12 protein-coding genes are annotated in these 15,843 nt (G+C 33.1%); 1 reads left to right on the top strand and 11 read right to left on the bottom strand.

Annotated elements, in window-relative coordinates; translation table 11 throughout:
• The first annotated feature begins 562 nt into the window (after positions 1-562).
• The gene (gene rplS, locus OF897_RS07310; RefSeq protein WP_267265038.1) at positions 563-916 is read left to right on the top strand and encodes a 50S ribosomal protein L19; all 354 of its coding nucleotides are present in this window, start codon (positions 563-565) and stop codon (positions 914-916) included.
• Between the two features lie 321 nt (positions 917-1,237).
• Here the strand turns inward: rplS and OF897_RS07305 are convergent, their stop codons facing one another.
• The 11 genes from OF897_RS07305 to truB all read right to left on the bottom strand — a co-directional run bounded on the left by OF897_RS07305 (position 1,238) and on the right by truB (position 15,801).
• The gene (locus OF897_RS07305) at positions 1,238-2,233 is read right to left on the bottom strand and encodes an alpha/beta fold hydrolase (protein WP_267265037.1); all 996 of its coding nucleotides are present in this window, start codon (positions 2,231-2,233) and stop codon (positions 1,238-1,240) included.
• A gap of 212 nt (positions 2,234-2,445) precedes the next feature.
• On the bottom strand, positions 2,446-3,429 hold the full coding sequence (locus tag OF897_RS07300; RefSeq protein ID WP_267265036.1) for an EamA family transporter: 984 nt from the start codon (positions 3,427-3,429) through the stop codon (positions 2,446-2,448).
• Positions 3,430-3,546: 117 nt separating this feature from the next.
• Positions 3,547-6,156 (bottom strand): T9SS-dependent M36 family metallopeptidase, encoded by a 2,610-nt coding sequence (locus OF897_RS07295; protein ID WP_267265035.1) that lies wholly within the window; start codon positions 6,154-6,156, stop codon positions 3,547-3,549.
• 141 nt (positions 6,157-6,297) lie between these two features.
• The gene (locus OF897_RS07290) at positions 6,298-8,901 is read right to left on the bottom strand and encodes a T9SS-dependent M36 family metallopeptidase (protein ID WP_267265034.1); all 2,604 of its coding nucleotides are present in this window, start codon (positions 8,899-8,901) and stop codon (positions 6,298-6,300) included.
• Positions 8,902-9,070: 169 nt separating this feature from the next.
• Positions 9,071-10,870, bottom strand: coding sequence for a 30S ribosomal protein S1 (gene rpsA, locus OF897_RS07285; protein ID WP_267265033.1), 1,800 nt, complete (start codon positions 10,868-10,870; stop codon positions 9,071-9,073).
• 260 nt (positions 10,871-11,130) lie between these two features.
• Positions 11,131-11,967, bottom strand: a complete 837-nt coding sequence (locus OF897_RS07280) for a hypothetical protein (RefSeq protein ID WP_267265032.1) — start codon at positions 11,965-11,967, stop codon at positions 11,131-11,133.
• Positions 11,968-11,969: 2 nt separating this feature from the next.
• Positions 11,970-12,812 carry a hypothetical protein gene (locus OF897_RS07275; protein WP_267265031.1) on the bottom strand — a complete coding sequence of 281 codons (843 nt, stop codon included), beginning with the start codon at positions 12,810-12,812 and terminating at the stop codon, positions 11,970-11,972.
• A 13-nt stretch (positions 12,813-12,825) separates the two neighbouring features.
• Positions 12,826-13,632: a hypothetical protein gene (locus OF897_RS07270; protein ID WP_267265030.1), complete on the bottom strand. Its 807-nt coding sequence runs from the start codon at positions 13,630-13,632 to the stop codon at positions 12,826-12,828.
• Positions 13,633-13,808: 176 nt separating this feature from the next.
• A complete protein-coding gene (gene rluF, locus OF897_RS07265; RefSeq protein ID WP_267265029.1) occupies positions 13,809-14,531 on the bottom strand; it encodes a 23S rRNA pseudouridine(2604) synthase RluF in 723 nt (240 codons plus the stop codon).
• Positions 14,531-15,106, bottom strand: a complete 576-nt coding sequence (locus OF897_RS07260) for a hypothetical protein (RefSeq protein WP_267265028.1) — start codon at positions 15,104-15,106, stop codon at positions 14,531-14,533. Before OF897_RS07260 ends, rluF begins: the two co-directional genes overlap by 1 nt.
• Positions 15,103-15,801 (bottom strand): tRNA pseudouridine(55) synthase TruB, encoded by a 699-nt coding sequence (gene truB, locus OF897_RS07255; RefSeq protein WP_267265027.1) that lies wholly within the window; start codon positions 15,799-15,801, stop codon positions 15,103-15,105. Before truB ends, OF897_RS07260 begins: the two co-directional genes overlap by 4 nt.
• Positions 15,802-15,843: the final 42 nt, after the last annotated feature.

Here is a 15,843-nt window from a genome sequence, read left to right as displayed (position 1 = left end):
TTTATTACTTGAAAAAATGTAAATTTTAACGCAAAGCTCGCTAAGTTTTTTTTAATCATTGCGTATATTTTTCGTTCGCAAAGGCGTTTCACTCAGCAAAGACTAAAGCATATTATTTTTCGATTAGAAAAATTTTAAAATATTTAATTATTGGAAATTTTTAACTTCAGTTTGTCATGCTGTAAGCATCTCAGCATAGATTCAGTCGGAAAATAGATTAGATTGTCTTTGGTAATTAATTGAAAGAAAAACTAATTTTGTTTTGCGTGAGGGATGGAAGCGGCATCCTTTTTTGGATTGGGAGATGCAGTTGCGAAAAAGATATAGCGGACAGCCCGACCCGAGTGAGGAAATGGAGCGGAGCGGAATGACCGAGCGAGGGACACGCCCACAAAATATAAGTAATGGGTAATGAGCAATTTACAAATATTTATTTTCTATAAATATTTAATAATAATTATTTGCTAAATTAATTTTTAATTGTATTTTTGCAATCTGTTATTCAACCTCTGACGATGTCCGTGTAAGTTGCTTAGCCTAAACATTTTTTATATTATTAATAATGGATTTATTAAAGTACGTACAAGACAAGTACATTACAAAAAAAGAATTCCCTGAATTCAAAGCGGGTGATACGATCACTGTTTATTACGAAATTAAGGAAGGACAAAAGACTAGAACTCAGTTCTTTAAAGGAACAGTTATCCAATTAAGAGGTACTGGTTCTACAAAAACTTTCACTATCAGAAAAATGTCTGGTGATGTAGGTGTAGAAAGAGTTTTCCCTATCAATATGCCAGCTTTGCAAAAAATTGAAGTTGACAGAAGAGGTAAAGTTAGAAGATCTAGAATCTATTACTTCAGAGATCTTAGAGGTAAAAAGGCTAGAATTAAAGACGTTCCTTACAAGAAGTAATTCAGACAACAACACATACGAAAAGAGGCTTTCTATTTTAGAGAGCCTCTTTTTATTTTGGGGTTTTATTATTTCACTTCATGTTTAGTAGGATTTTATCCTATCCTTTAGAAGAGCGTCCCTTTGCGAACTTTATTTGAAATCTTTCTTTTAAAACAATTCTTTTTTACCACCCCGTCAAAAATTTCAAAGAAATTTTCGCCACCCCTCCAAAGGAGGGGAATATTTGAGAGTGTATAAAACATAATTAGTTTAAATTTAGGATTTTGTTTTCAATATTATAAACATCCAACACCCCGCTTCCAGCTTCCAGCTTACATCCTATTTAATAAACTCATACAAAGCATTCCAAAATTTGTCGTAGACTTCAATATGTGGAAGGTGACCTACATTTTCTAATTCTACTAGTTTTGAACCAACAATTTCTCTTTGGGTTTTCTTACCAAGTTCCTGATATTGTCCCATTGTTGGCTGAATTTCTTTTGGAGCACGGTCTTTCCCGATTGCAGTTCTGTCTCTTGTTCCTATAATTAATAAAGTTGGGGTTTTGATGTTTTTAAATTCATAAACTACAGGCTGATTGAAAATTATATCGCTTGTTAATGCCGCATTCCAGGCAACTTGCGGATAATCTTTGTGTAAAGTCCAGCCTGCGATTAAATCAAGCCAAGGTTGGTATTCTGATTTCCATTTGTTGTCGTAATAGAATTTCAACTGATAATTTTTGTAGGTTTCAGCGGTATTTTTTAATTCAGACTGATACGCCTCATCGACCGTCTGATATTTTGCTAAAGTTTTATAATCTTCCAGCCCGATTGGATTTTCAAGAATTAATTTTTCAACAGTTTCAGGATACATCAATGTGAATCTTGTGGCAATCATTCCACCCATTGAATGTCCTAAAACAATGACCTTATTGATTTTTAATTCATCTAAAATTGCTTTTGTATTATTTGCCAATTGTGCAAATGAAAACTGATAACTCTGAGGTTTTGAAGATTTTCCAAAGCCAATCTGATCCGGAATTATGACTCTAAAACCTTTATCTGAAAGGTCTTTTGCCGTTTTCTCCCAATATGCTCCGTTGAAATTTTTCCCATGAAGAAGCATGATAGTTTTTCCGTTGGATTTTTTTGGAGAAACATCCATATAAGCCATTTTTAGATCTTGTTTTTGAGATTTCAGATTTAAAAAATGAACTTCAAAAGGATATTGATAATTGGAAAGTGTAGCATCCAAAGGTTTTATCTGCGAAAAAGCTAAAGTTGATGTGATCGAAAATAAAATTCCTGTGAGAATATTTTTTAATTTGGTCATGAAGATTGAATTTAGACATAAAAATAAAAAAACCGCTTCAAAAAAAACGGTTTTGGATATTATTTATAATTTAATTATGATTACTTAGTGCTAATTTTTAACGCAGAGTTCGCTAAGATTTTCTTAAAATGATTCTGCATATTTTTCGTTCGCAAAGGCGTTTCACTCAGCTAAGACCAGAAAGTTTTTCAAATTAAATTTTAATGTTCGTATTAAGAAATGGTTTCGGGAATAAGTTTTTCCTTTTTGGAAGGCAAATTCATTAAGACAATTGCCATTAAAATTAAAACAATTCCAATCCACTGAATGAGAATTACTTTTTCACTTAATAAAACAAAAGCCATTGTAACGGAAACCGGAAGCTCTAAAGATGAAATGATACTTCCCAATCCCAAACCCGTATTTGGGAATCCCAGATTAAATAAAATCGGTGGAATAATTGTTCCGAATAATGCCAAAATAAAACCATACGTCCAAAAGATAGAGTAATCAAAAGGTCTTATATGTTCTGTATTTTCAGTAAAATTTATGTAAAATGATTTTAAACTTTCAGAATACAGCGGTCCGATTTGTGCGAAAAATAAAAATGTTAACACGATTACTGAACCTCCAGTCAACATGATGATACTTTTTCTGAGAACCGGTAAATGGGTCGCCAAAGTATTTGATGTGAACATCGTCAGCGTGAATGACGCTGCTGCTAAAAGTCCCCAAAAGATTCCATGCCAATCTAATTTTACTTCTAAATTAATCAGATTAGTTGCTAAAACGGTTCCTAATAAAACAATTAAAGTGGCAACTACTTTTTTAGCATTCGGAAATTTTTTAGTGATAAAACTTTCCACAACAACACTGAACCAAACCGACTGCATCAACAGAACAATCGCAATAGAAACGGCAATATACTGTACTGCAATGTAGTAAAACAAACTGGTGCATCCCAAAGAAGTTCCTGCCATCAAAAGCATTCTGAATTCTTTACGGCTCGGTGATGATAATTTCTTTTTTGAGGTAATGGTCTGAACGAAATTCAGAATTAATAAACCAACTAAACCTAATGCAAATTGAGCTGTTGTAACTTCCGAAGTTGTAAAACCATCTTTGTAAGACATTTTAACGAAAGTTGCGAGCATTCCGTAGATACTTGCACCAAAGCCAACAAATAATACTCCTTTTAAAATATTTTTCTTCTTCATAATTTTTTTCGCAGCCGGCAAAGTTACAATATATTATTTTAAAAAGGAGACAGCCTTATACTAACAAAAATCACTTCAGAAAGTTCTGAAGTGATTTTAATTTTAAAGTTTTTAAATCTATTTTTTAACAATAATTTTTGTGCTGGAATCAATTCCGATGCCTTGTAATTTCACAACATACACTCCGTTTTCAAAGTCTTTTGTTGAAACAGGAATTCTTGAATCCTGTGAAGATCTGTTTTCTGAAAGAACCAATTTTCCTGACATATCATAAATCTGTAAATGAAGACTTCCAATGGTAAAATCTTTCAAATAAATAAAAAATTCATCTTTTGCAGGGTTCGGATAAATGGAAATTAAACTTTTATTCGGTTGAATATTTGAATTTCCATCTGTACAATCTTTAGGAATTGAAAAATCTTCCACCTGATCGTTGATATTCATTTTATTTCCCGGCAAAGCATTTAGCCCTAAACCTCTTTTAGCAAAAGTTTTCCAAATCATACAACGGTTTTCTCCTTTCGTTGTCAGCATTTCAGCGGACAAAATAGCATTTCGCCCATCAATAAACGTTGGGTTACAAGCCTGTAATTTTAATGCATCCGTTACCAATTGTAAAACTCTTGCACTTCCGCTGTTTGTACTTGAAGTTACGTCTGAAGAATATCCGTATTTTGCAGCATACTGCCAATGAAGATCCCAAAGCATTGATGCCCAAACAAATCCTATTCTATGTACATCGGGAACGATTTCGCCGTCTTCGTCGATTTCCATTCCGTTTGTATCCCCGTAAGTATAATTATTAACTGAAAAATCAGGAGAATATTTTGCCGATCTGAATCCAGCTCCGTTTATTGATTGTCCGCTTGCGTAAGTTCCGATACTTCTTAGAACATTCGCAGTAGCATTTGGCTGATTGGTAAGCATTAAAGCAAAAAAATCTGACCATCCTTCTCCCATTTGCTCTTTACTTGCAGATTTCAGAAGACAAGTGTAGCCATTTCCGGTCAATCTGTTTGAAATTCCATGTCCGTACTCATGAGTGATAATTCCGTTATCAAAACTTCCATCAGGTGTAACTGCAGTTGTTGGATCACTTTTTAAAGTTACATTTACTGTTAATGAATTATTGAGTTGTGTCTTAATAAATTCACCTTCACTATTTGTAATCAAAACTGATGGAATTGTAATTGTCGTATCTGTTCCTCCCATTGAAGAAGGAAAATTTACAGCAGCCGGATTATTATAAATAATTGCTGCAATTGCACCCGCATTTTGAGCATTTTTTACTTTTAAAGCAAATGTACAGCTTGCGTTACCTCCTCTTTCCATCAATCCGATTTTTCCGGCTAAAGATCCGGAAGGTAAAGCTGAACAACCATCAATTACTAAAGCTAAAGCAACATCTCCTGTGACTCCTGTTCCATTAAGTTGTGGACCAAATTGTGCCGGACTCGCTTGAGGAACTCTCGGAATTGCCGTGATTGGTGCATTATAAAAGAAATATCTGTTTACTGTTGACCAAAGATACATTTGCATCAAAGGTCGATTTCCATCGGAAGGTGTGGTGAAATTGGCATTATTTAAACCTCCTCCATCTTGAGATTCTGCCAAAACATAATCGTTTCCTACTCCACCTTTTCCTAAATTATTTTGCTGGAAATTCCTGGCCGATTCTGTAAATCCAAATTTGTAGAAAATATCGTGAACCTTATTATTTATATAGAATACATTGGTGATTGCAGCATTCCTGTTAAAAGTCGGAGTTCCATTTATTGAAAAAGGAAAATCAAAATTTCTATTCAATCCTCCATCAGGAGAAAATCCGGGTTGATCTAAATTTGCAGCATCTTCGTAAGCAAAAACATTATTTCCACGTGTAATTGTATAGCTTGTACTTCCTGTTGAATGCCATCCTTCCGGAGATGAGGCTAAAATCCATGGATTTGAAACAAGAGAACGGTTTCCAAAAGTGGGAGCTTCAATTGGTAAAGGGAAAACATTGTAACTCGCATTATCAGCTAATTTTAATGAATTGTTATGAATATTTTGAGACTTTAAAACATAAGTTGAAGATTCACTTGAATAAGCATCCGAATGAAAATTACATGATAGATTTAAATTTTCCTTAGAAATAATTTCACCGGAATTTGCATCAATTAAAATATCCCAATAATTTGAAGATTTTGGTTCCTGAAAAGAAAATTCGTACGCTAATTTTAAATTTGAATTTACCTCAACAAACGTCAATTTTTGCTTAACAAAATTTTTCTGATCAGATTCAAGGGAAGTACTTTCTAAAATTTGGAAGTTTTCTATTTCATTATTTTTTAAAGCTAAAGCTATATTTTTAAGTGCTTTTTCTTTAGGAATTGTTCCAGTTTCTGATGTTGAACTATTATAATTTTTCAAAAAAGAATCAGAATAATATTCGACTTTGCCATTTTTAATCAAAACTGTTCCGACAGCATTGTAGACCGGGAGATTTTTAAATTTTTGCTGAACTTTTACAATTTCGCCTTTTAAAGATTCAGAATAATCAACATTATCAATCTCAAAATCTATTAAATCTGATTTTTCAAAATCTTGTGCGTGTTTAGTAGAAATATAGTTTTTAATCAATCTTTTGTTTTCTTGAGAAAAAAAAGAACAGGGTAATAAAACACAAAGCGCAAACAGAATCTGAACATTTCTATTTTTTATTTTAAAAGTAAAATTGTTAATCATGATTTTAGTTATTATTACTGTATAAAAATAAGAAATCGCATTTGATTTACATTAAATATTATCACATTAAATATTATCACAATAAATACAAAAAGACTGCTTCAAATGAAACAGTCTCAATTATTATTAATTCAAAAGAAATTATTTGTTGATAATAACTTTTGAAGTGGTATCAATGCCTAAACCTTTTATTTTTACAAGATAAGTTCCGTTGATTAATTTATCTGTAGAAATTGCTTTTTTAGCATCCGGAGAAACTTTACTTTCTGAAGAAATTAATTTTCCTGACATATCGTAGATTTCAACATTCACCTTACCTAAAGTATTACTTGGGAAATTGATATAAAACTCATTTTTAGCAGGATTTGGGTAGATTGAAATTCCAACATTTTTCACATTATCTGTCTCAGAAGTTGAAAGGAAACAATCTGCAGGAACAGTGAAATCTTCTACCTGATCATTGATATTGGTTTTAAGTCCGGCCGAAGCATTTAGTCCAAGACCTCTTTTTGCAAAAGTTCTCCAAATCATACATCTATCGGCTCCACCTGTTTTAGCTAATTCTGCAGCTAAAATAGCAGTTCGTCCCTCAACAAAAGTTGGGTTGCAAGCTTGTAATTTTAATGCATCTGTTACCAATTGTAAAACTCTTGCACTTCCGCTCGTTGTACCTGAAGTCACGTCTGAAGCATACCCATATTTGGCAACATATTGCCAATTTAAATCCCAAAGCATGGTTGCCCAAACGAAACCGATGGAGTGAACATTTGGAACTATTGCAGAACCGTTATTGTACTGCATTCCGTTTGTATTTCCGTAAGTATAAGAATTTATGGCAAAGTCCGGAGAATATTTTGCAGGTCTGATTCCAACTCCCGTAATTGCCTGTCCTGCAGCATAAGTTCCCATCCCTCTCGGTACAGAAGCGTTATCTCCAGGTTTATTAGTCAACATTAAAGCAAAAAAATCAGACCAACCTTCTCCCATCTGCTCTTTACTAGAATTTGAATTTAAACAGTTAGAGCCTGTACCCGTTAATCTATTTGAAATACCGTGACCATATTCGTGGGTAACAATACCATTATCATAACTTCCGTCATATTTAGCATCAAGTCTTAAATCCACATTAACGTTGATATTTGATGATAATTTTGTTTTAATATATTCACCTTCGGTATTCGTAATCAAAATTGACGGAATTGTAATCGTAGCATCTGTTCCACCCATTGTTCCAAGAGAAGAACCGTTCGCTGTATCATTATAAACAATTACACCTGTTGCACCCGCATTCTGAGCATTTTTTACTTTTACTGAAAAAGTACAACTTGTACCTCCTCCTCTTTCGATTAAACCAATTTTTCCAGCAAATTCTCCTGCAGGAAAAGCTGTACAACCATTAGTATTGCTTGCAAATTTCACATCACCTGTAATTCCAACGTCATTAAGACCAGGACCGAATTGCGCTTCAGCTCCCACAACATTACGTGGAACTGCATCTGTTGGTGCACTATAAAATAAAACTTTATTTGAAGCCAACCAAAGATACATCTGCATCACTGGATTATAATTATCGGGGTAAGGTGCAAAATTAGCATTATTGTAACCTCCTCCATCTTGAGATTGTGCGAAAACCTCGTCATCATCTAATCCACCATTTCCGAAATTATTACTTTGGAAATTTTTGGCAGATTCTGTAAATCCAAATTTGTAAAAGATATCATGCACCATATTGCTTATGTAAAACAAATTGGTGGTAGAAGCCGATAAATTATTGATAGCTTTTGTATTTGCATCGTAAGGAAAATTGAAATTTCTTACTGCGCCTCCATCTGGAGATGTTCCGAATGTGTTTTCATCATCATCTTTATCATCGTATGCATAGACATTGTTTCCTCTCGTAATTGTGTAATGGGTAGTTCCGTTTGAATGCCATCCTTCCGGAGAAGAAGCGATAATCCAAGGATTTGTAACGATACTTCTTGCGGCAAAAGTTGGCGCTTCAGCTGGCAAAGCAAAAACATTGTATGAAGCATTATCTGCTGAAAAAACCATACTGTTTTTGCTCATATTATAATATTCTTTATTTTGAGGTAAAAAATTACTCAAATTTTGAGAGTCTCTGCTGTATGCTCCTTCATGAAAGTTACATGATAAGTTCATATTAACTTTACTGATTACTTCTCCTGATTTTGCATCAATAAGGTAATCCCAATGATTGGAAGTTTTTGGCTCATGAATTAAAAACTCATACGCAAATTTCAGATTTCCTTGATCATCGGAAACGTAGACTAATCTTTGTTTAGCAGCAAGATGCTTATTTTCTCCTTTCTCAAAAAATTCCATAATTGGAATAGCAGAGATTTGAGTATTGCCTAAATCAGCAGCGATTTTATCAAGTGCTGTTTTCTTATTCAAAGATGCAGTTGCATCACTTGAAGTTGTATAATCTTTAATAAAGTTGTCTGTGTAGTAAGTAACTCTTCCTTCTTTAATCAAAGCAGTAGAAACTGCATTATAAATTGGATACCCTTTATAAGTTTGCTGAGTTTTGACTATATCACCATTTAATGATTTTGAAGAATCTACATTATCAATGACGAATTGATTAAGATCTGATTTTTTGTATTCTCGTAATTTATTTTGAGAAATATAATTTTTAATGAGAGTTTCATTAGATTGAGCAAACGATTTCGACGGTATTACTGCTAAAATTGCAATAACTAGTGGTAGAATTACTTTTTTCATTTTCACTTTTAAAGGCGCAAATGTACAATTAAAACAACAATGAAAATATATTATCTTTGAATTATTCATAAAATGAATCAAACCTAAAAAGTCAAGTGATTTTATCTAAATATTAAAACAAAAAAACCACTCTTTCGAGTGGTTCTTATAGATAGAAATGATTGGTGGATTATTTACCTCCTTCCATTTTCTTTTTCAATTCTGCTAAAGCATCGATATCTCCAAGAGTTGATCTTTCTTCATTGTTTGAAGAAGATGTATTGTTAGATCTATTGTTGTTAGAAGATTCTCTTACGTTTTTCTTCTCTTCGTCTCTAAAAATACCAGTATGAGATACTACTACTCTTTTGAATTCTTTGTTGAATTCGATTACTTTAAACTGAGCATCTTCACCTTTTTTGATTTTAGATCCGTCTTCCTTCTCTAATAATCTTGATGGGCAGAAAGCTTCAACTTCAGCATCTTCGAATTGTACAGAAGCACCTTTATCGTGTACTTCTACAGCTTTTCCAGCGTGTACAGTTCCTTCAGCATATTTAGTTTCAAATTTATCCCATGGGTTTTCCTGAAGTTGTTTGTGACCTAGAGATAATCTTCTAGCTTGGATGTCTAATTCTAGAACTACAACATCTAATTTATCACCAACTGCACAGAATTCTGATGGATGCTTGATTTTCTTAGTCCAAGAAAGATCAGAGATATAGATTAATCCGTCGATACCTTCTTCCAATTCTACGAATACACCGAAGTTTGTAAAGTTTCTTACAGTTCCAACATGCTGAGAACCTACTGGATACTTAGCTTCGATATTTTCCCATGGATCTTTAGATAATTGTTTCATACCTAAAGAGATTTTTCTGTCTTCTCTATCAAGAGTAAGTACTTCAGCTTCCACTTCGTCACCTACTTTTACGAAATCTCCTGCGCTTCTCAAGTGAGTAGACCAAGACATTTCAGAAACGTGAATTAATCCTTCTACACCTGGAGCGATTTCTACGAATGCACCATAGTCAGCAAGAACCACTACTTTTCCTTTTACTTTATCACCAACTTTCATGTCAGCAGAAAGAGCATCCCAAGGATGAGCTTCTAATTGCTTCATACCTAATTGGATTCTGGTTTTCTCATCATCAAAGTCAAGGATAACAACTTTTACAGTCTGTCCGTCTTCTAGGATTTCAGATGGGTGGTTCACTCTAGACCAAGAAAGGTCTGTAATGTGGATCAATCCATCAACACCTCCTAAGTCAATGAATACACCGTAAGAAGTAATATTCTTAACAGTACCTTCAAGAACTTGTCCTTTTTCAAGCTGCGCGATGATTTCTTTTTTCTGACCTTCGATATCTGCTTCGATCAATGCTTTGTGAGATACAACTACGTTTTTGAACTCAGGGTTGATTTTCACAACTTTGAACTCCATAGTTTTACCTACGAACTGATCGTAATCTTTAATTGGCTTAACATCAATTTGAGAACCTGGTAAGAATGCTTCGATTCCGTGTACGTCAACGATCATACCTCCTTTAGTTCTAGACTTAACAAAACCGTTAACGATTTCTCCAGTTTCGTGAAGTTCGTTTACTCTATCCCAAGCTTTAAGCGTTCTAGCTTTTCTGTGAGATAACTGTAACTGTCCTGTTTTGTCTTCTCTTCTGTCAACCATTACTTCAACATCATCACCTACTTTTAGGCCTGGGTTGTAACGGAATTCGTTAAGAGAAATAACACCTTCAGATTTGAAGTCGATGTCTACGATAGCTTCTTTGTCAGTTAATCTTACAACTTTACCAATGATAACGTCGTTATCATTTAAGCTGCTAAGAGATCCGTTATAGATTTCTTCAAGATCACTTTTTTCTTTTCTCGCATCTGCATCAAGACCTGATTCGAAAGAATCCCAATCAAATTGTTCTGGTGCTACGTTTTGGTTTAATAAAACCTCTGCTGAATTTGTCTCTTTTGACATTTTCTAATAAAATTTGTATTCCTTCTTTTTTAATGGTCTAAATAAATGTGGAATTAAAAAATACGGAAGTAATTAATTTATAATAATTTACCTTTTTCAGACCTACCCACAAAAAGTGGTGCAAAATTACAAAATATTTTAACTTTCACAATACATTTACAAAACTTTATTTAAATAGTTTTCTGCTAATTTTCAATAGATTACAAACAAAAGACGAATGCCTTTACACACTCGCCTAAAACACAAATTAAGAATGAATTTTAATTTAATGATTCTACAACTGTTGTACTTAGAGAAATTTTAGATAAAAAATTACTCATATTGTCACAGGTAGGATTTCCTGAGTTGGAACTTCTTGCAACTCCTCCATAAACAATGCTTTGAGTAGATGAGTTTGAGGTTGATGAGATATTTCTTGCCATCACTTTTATCGTATGACTTCCTCCTACACTCAAATTATTAACAACTCCATTTAAAATAAATTTATGCCAAGAACAGGTAAAGGTTTCTGCATGTTTATGGTATTTTCTAACCACTACCAATTTATCATCCACGAAAATTCCGATTGCATATTCATAATATTCACTTAAACTCCTATCAAGCTGTGTCATTCCTTCAATGGTGAATGCTAAAGAATTTTTAGCTCTCGTAAAGGTTTTGGTATCTGTAATCCCTAAAGACGTCCATCCAGAAGTACCGGTTCCAAGAGTAATTGCTCCCGGATTAAATCCTGTAATCGTAATATTTCCTGAAGAAGAAACTGAACTTACATTCACCAAATCCAATTGAGGAATTATCTGTTCTTTTGTATAAAGTGTATTCCATTTTCCTGCTTCAAAATAAGCAACACTTTGTGGAAGTGTGGCAGTAGAATTGGTATTAAAAACAACATTTCCGTTTTGAGGATTGGGTACTGTAACAATATCTACATTTGAAATCAACGGAATTCTTGGAAATAAAACTCCTTTTTTATCTGAATCTAATTTTAAAATTGCACTATCATCCAAATTTGGAGTAGTCTTATCTGTCATCACAACCTGTGAAAAAAATAAAGTTGGAAACACTGACAGAATTAATAGATTAAATAACTTTTTCATAATTAATAAGGTAAAGGTTGATTAACTAAAACAATAGCACTTACTCTTGCTTCATCATTTGAAATATTTGTACAGCTTGAAGATTTCTGACCATAATTTACTGTAGTACTGGTTGTACTAGATCTATTCATTACTGCCAATCTCACCGTGTGATTTCCTACTGAAAGATTATCTTTTAAACCTGTAATTGTAAATTCCTGAAAAGCACATGTGTTATCCACGTTCATCGATGCAGATTTTGAAGATATTAGCTGCCCGTCAATAAATATCCCTAAACCATAAGTCAAATTTTCGCTTGTGGATGAAGTATTGTTCAGCTGAAGCATTCCCGTAAAAGTTACAACAGCATTATTTATAGGTCTGTCAATGGTAATACTTAAATCTGGCCCATCAACTATTTCTATCCAAGGCAAAGTCAGCAAAGTTCCGTTAGTAAAGAAAGGCACCGAAACTAAATCCGGAGTATACAAATTTGTAGAAACTCCCGTAGTATATATTTTTGAATAATATTTGGTAATTCCCAACAGTAAATTGATATTCGCCGAATTAAAATAAAAATTCCATCTTGTTCCATCCCAATAATAAAGTCCTATTCCACCCGGAAAACCTGCATTTATATTATAAACCAAAAGAGATTCTATAGGTTTAGCTGCCATAAAACTGTAATCTGAAATATTAGCCGGGTTTAAAGAAACTTTAGGAATCATCAACCCTTTATTTGTAGAAACAAGATCTAAAATTGCTGATGCATTTGGAGAATTTGTACCAATTCCCACCGAACCAGTTTGAGCTAAGGTTTTCATCCCTATTGTAATCAATAGGAAGAATAAAAATAATTTTCTCATTTGTGTTGTTTTTTTAAGACTTTTCAGTCAATTTTATAAACATATTTATTTTAGACATATCTTCATTGACAGATGATGTATTTGCAGAACCGCCAAATCTCCAAATAGATGCATTAGAATAATCATTCACTCTCATAGAGACGTAAGTCTTTATCGTATGATTTCCTACGCCTAGATTCTTAAACAATGTATTTATTGAAAAAAAATCGTATTGATAAGATTTTCCATAATTAGTAGAGTAATTTCTCACACCCGCTAACTTTCCATCTACAAAAATCCCGACTGCATAGGTAAATGTATTTGAACGGCTTACATTAGTATTATTAGCCTGAACCATTCCTTCAGTAATTACAAAAACACTGTTATTGGTTTGTGTAATGGTAATATCTTTTGAAAGACCGGGAACTTCCGTCCAGACTGTTCCGGGAATCGAATTTTCAGCATAATTTAAAGCGCCGGAAAGTGTAGAAACATTTAAAGGAGACGAGTTTGAAGTGCTGTAAGAAATCGTCAAACCTAAAATAGAATACACATTTCTTGCATCTACAAGTTCACTCCATTTAGTTCCATCCCAAAAATTGAATCCTTGTTTACCGCTGTAATTATTGTAAGCTAATAAACCTAATGCGGGAGAAATAACTGGATTTGGCGCATTTAAATTAGGAATTGAAAGATTAGGAATAAGAACTCCTTTATTAGTAGAAGAAACTTTCAGTAAAAGATCATTTTCAACCGAAGTTGTACCTATCCCTACTTGAGCCTGAAGGTTTTGAAAAAATAGCATGCTGTACGCTGCCATTAGGTGAAGCTTTTTTTTCATCTTGTTTGTATTGTGTTTATTAATTTTAGCTAAAATTGAGTAATCATCTTAGCATCTAATTATAATACAAATTTATAACTAAATTTTCATCAAACAAACAACAAATAAAAAAAACTCCTATTTTATTGAAAAAATCAATAAAGTAGGAGTTTATGATAAGAAATAAAGTGAATTATTTAATCGAAAGTTTTACTAGAATCTTCTAAAAGTAAATTTAAAGTTGACAGTTCATCTTCTGAAAGATCTCGCCATTTTCCAATAGGTAAATCAAGTTTAATATTCATTATTCTGATACGTTTCAACTTTATAACTTCATAACCTAAAAATTCACACATTCTACGAATTTGTCTGTTCAATCCTTGTGTTAATACAATACGGAAAGTCATATTATCAATTCTTTCCACTTCACATTTTTTAGTAACTGTATCTAAAATCGGAACGCCGTTACGCATTTTTTCAAGAAATTTTGAATTAAGAGGCTTATCTACTCTCACCAAATATTCTTTTTCGTGGTTATTTTTACCTCGCAGAATTTTGTTTACAATATCTCCGTCATTGGTTAATAAAATCAAACCTTCGCTCGGTTTATCTAATCTACCAATCGGGAAAATTCTTTTCGGATGATTAATATATTCTATTATATTGTCGATTTCACGTTTTGTATCTGTAGTACAAACTATTCCTACTGGTTTATTAAAAGCAATATAAATAGGTTTGTCTTCGGATTCACGGATGGGTTTTCCGTCAACTTCTACCACATCGTCATCTGAAACTTTTGTTCCAAGCTCAGGAATTTGACCGTTAATTTTTATTCTTCCTTCTTCCAAAAGCTTATCTGCAGCTCTTCTTGAGCAATAACCAACTTCCGAAAGATATTTATTAATACGTGTTTTTTCCATTAGTCTATTCCTTCTACTGTATAATTTTTATTACTGAAAATTGTGATTCCGTAACTTATTCCTATAAAAAAAGGATTATTATTTCCTACTTTATGACCTTCAAAAAAGAGCCCACCTTCCTGACTTAATCTCTTTGAATACGAAACCTGAATTCCAAGTCTGGCTCCCCAAAATTCTGAGTCTGAAACAGCAGAATTGTTTATCTGTTTGCCATAATTAAGATCAATATAAAAAGGCTGATCTCCGGGATTAAAAATAATTTTAGGTTGAATCATCCAATAAACCAAATGGTAATTGTCTTCTATAAAACTATATTTCAATCCAGTTCCCAATGCAAAATTAGGAAGAAAATTATAACCTCCAATTGCGGTAATACCATAACTAATCTTACGTTTTGCCTCCGGCTGAATATATTGAGTATTATTGGGTACCTGTTTTTCTTTTTTTAAGTTTAAACCTACATTTAGAGAAGGATTAAAATAAAAACCCATTTTAGGCTTCTTTGAATCATCAACTTGCGAAGATAATGCCGTTGAAAACAGTAAAGCTGAAATCAATAATAAATTTTTAATCATAAATTTCCAAATCTATATTCGTTTTCTAAAAAATCGCTGGTTCCATCTTCAATTTTATAATCGCCGATTTTTGTTCTTCTCAACTGCGTAAGATAAGCTCCAACATTCAATTCCTGGCCAATATCGTGCGCTAAACTTCTGATGTAAGTTCCTTTTGAACATCCAACGGTAAAACTTATTAATGGAAAATTAATTTCGACATCTTTAATATAATGAATCGTCGTTTTTCTAGATTTCATTTCAACCTCCTCTCCTGCTCTCGCCAAATTGTAAGCTCTTGCTCCATCAATTTTAATGGCAGAAAAGATGGGTGGCTTTTGTTCTATTTCACCTAAAAATTTGTCTAAAGCATTTTTCACATCTTCTTCAGTGACATTTGAAAAATCCTGATGAAGAATCTCAGGTTTTTCGGTGTCGTAAGATTCGGTTTGAACTCCAATTTTAATTTCCGTCCAGTATTCTTTGGGAGCATCCTGAATTTCAGGAATTTTTTTAGTGAATTTTCCAGTGCAGACAATTAATAATCCTGTCGCTCTCGGATCTAAAGTTCCGGCGTGACCGATTTTGAATTTTTTCGGAAGATCAAATTCGCGTTTTAGTTTATATTTCATTTTATTGACTGCCTGAAAGGAAGTCCAATCCAGAGGTTTGTCTAATAAAAATATGTGTCCTGACTGTAATTCTTCTGCGGTCATTGTTGAGTTTGAGAGTTTTTAGAGTTTGGGTGATTAGATTTT

It is taken from the genome of Chryseobacterium formosum, assembly GCF_026460885.1.
In the GTDB taxonomy this organism is placed as follows: Bacteria; Bacteroidota; Bacteroidia; order Flavobacteriales; family Weeksellaceae; genus Chryseobacterium; species Chryseobacterium formosus.
The sequence above is the reverse complement of the archived record's forward strand: the minus strand, read 5'-3'. Positions and strand labels throughout refer to the sequence as shown.

Excerpts from the sequence above, each read along its gene's own strand:
- rplS (WP_267265038.1), top strand. The coding sequence starts at position 563 with ATGGATTTATTAAAGTACGTACAAGACAAGTACATTACAAAAAAAGAA.
- OF897_RS07305 (WP_267265037.1), bottom strand. The coding sequence starts at position 2,233 with ATGACCAAATTAAAAAATATTCTCACAGGAATTTTATTTTCGATCACA.
- OF897_RS07300 (WP_267265036.1), bottom strand. The coding sequence starts at position 3,429 with ATGAAGAAGAAAAATATTTTAAAAGGAGTATTATTTGTTGGCTTTGGT.
- OF897_RS07295 (WP_267265035.1), bottom strand. The coding sequence starts at position 6,156 with ATGATTAACAATTTTACTTTTAAAATAAAAAATAGAAATGTTCAGATT.
- OF897_RS07290 (WP_267265034.1), bottom strand. The coding sequence starts at position 8,901 with ATGAAAAAAGTAATTCTACCACTAGTTATTGCAATTTTAGCAGTAATA.
- rpsA (WP_267265033.1), bottom strand. The coding sequence starts at position 10,870 with ATGTCAAAAGAGACAAATTCAGCAGAGGTTTTATTAAACCAAAACGTA.
- OF897_RS07280 (WP_267265032.1), bottom strand. The coding sequence starts at position 11,967 with ATGAAAAAGTTATTTAATCTATTAATTCTGTCAGTGTTTCCAACTTTA.
- OF897_RS07275 (WP_267265031.1), bottom strand. The coding sequence starts at position 12,812 with ATGAGAAAATTATTTTTATTCTTCCTATTGATTACAATAGGGATGAAA.
- OF897_RS07270 (WP_267265030.1), bottom strand. The coding sequence starts at position 13,632 with ATGAAAAAAAAGCTTCACCTAATGGCAGCGTACAGCATGCTATTTTTT.
- rluF (WP_267265029.1), bottom strand. The coding sequence starts at position 14,531 with ATGGAAAAAACACGTATTAATAAATATCTTTCGGAAGTTGGTTATTGC.
- OF897_RS07260 (WP_267265028.1), bottom strand. The coding sequence starts at position 15,106 with ATGATTAAAAATTTATTATTGATTTCAGCTTTACTGTTTTCAACGGCA.
- truB (WP_267265027.1), bottom strand. The coding sequence starts at position 15,801 with ATGACCGCAGAAGAATTACAGTCAGGACACATATTTTTATTAGACAAA.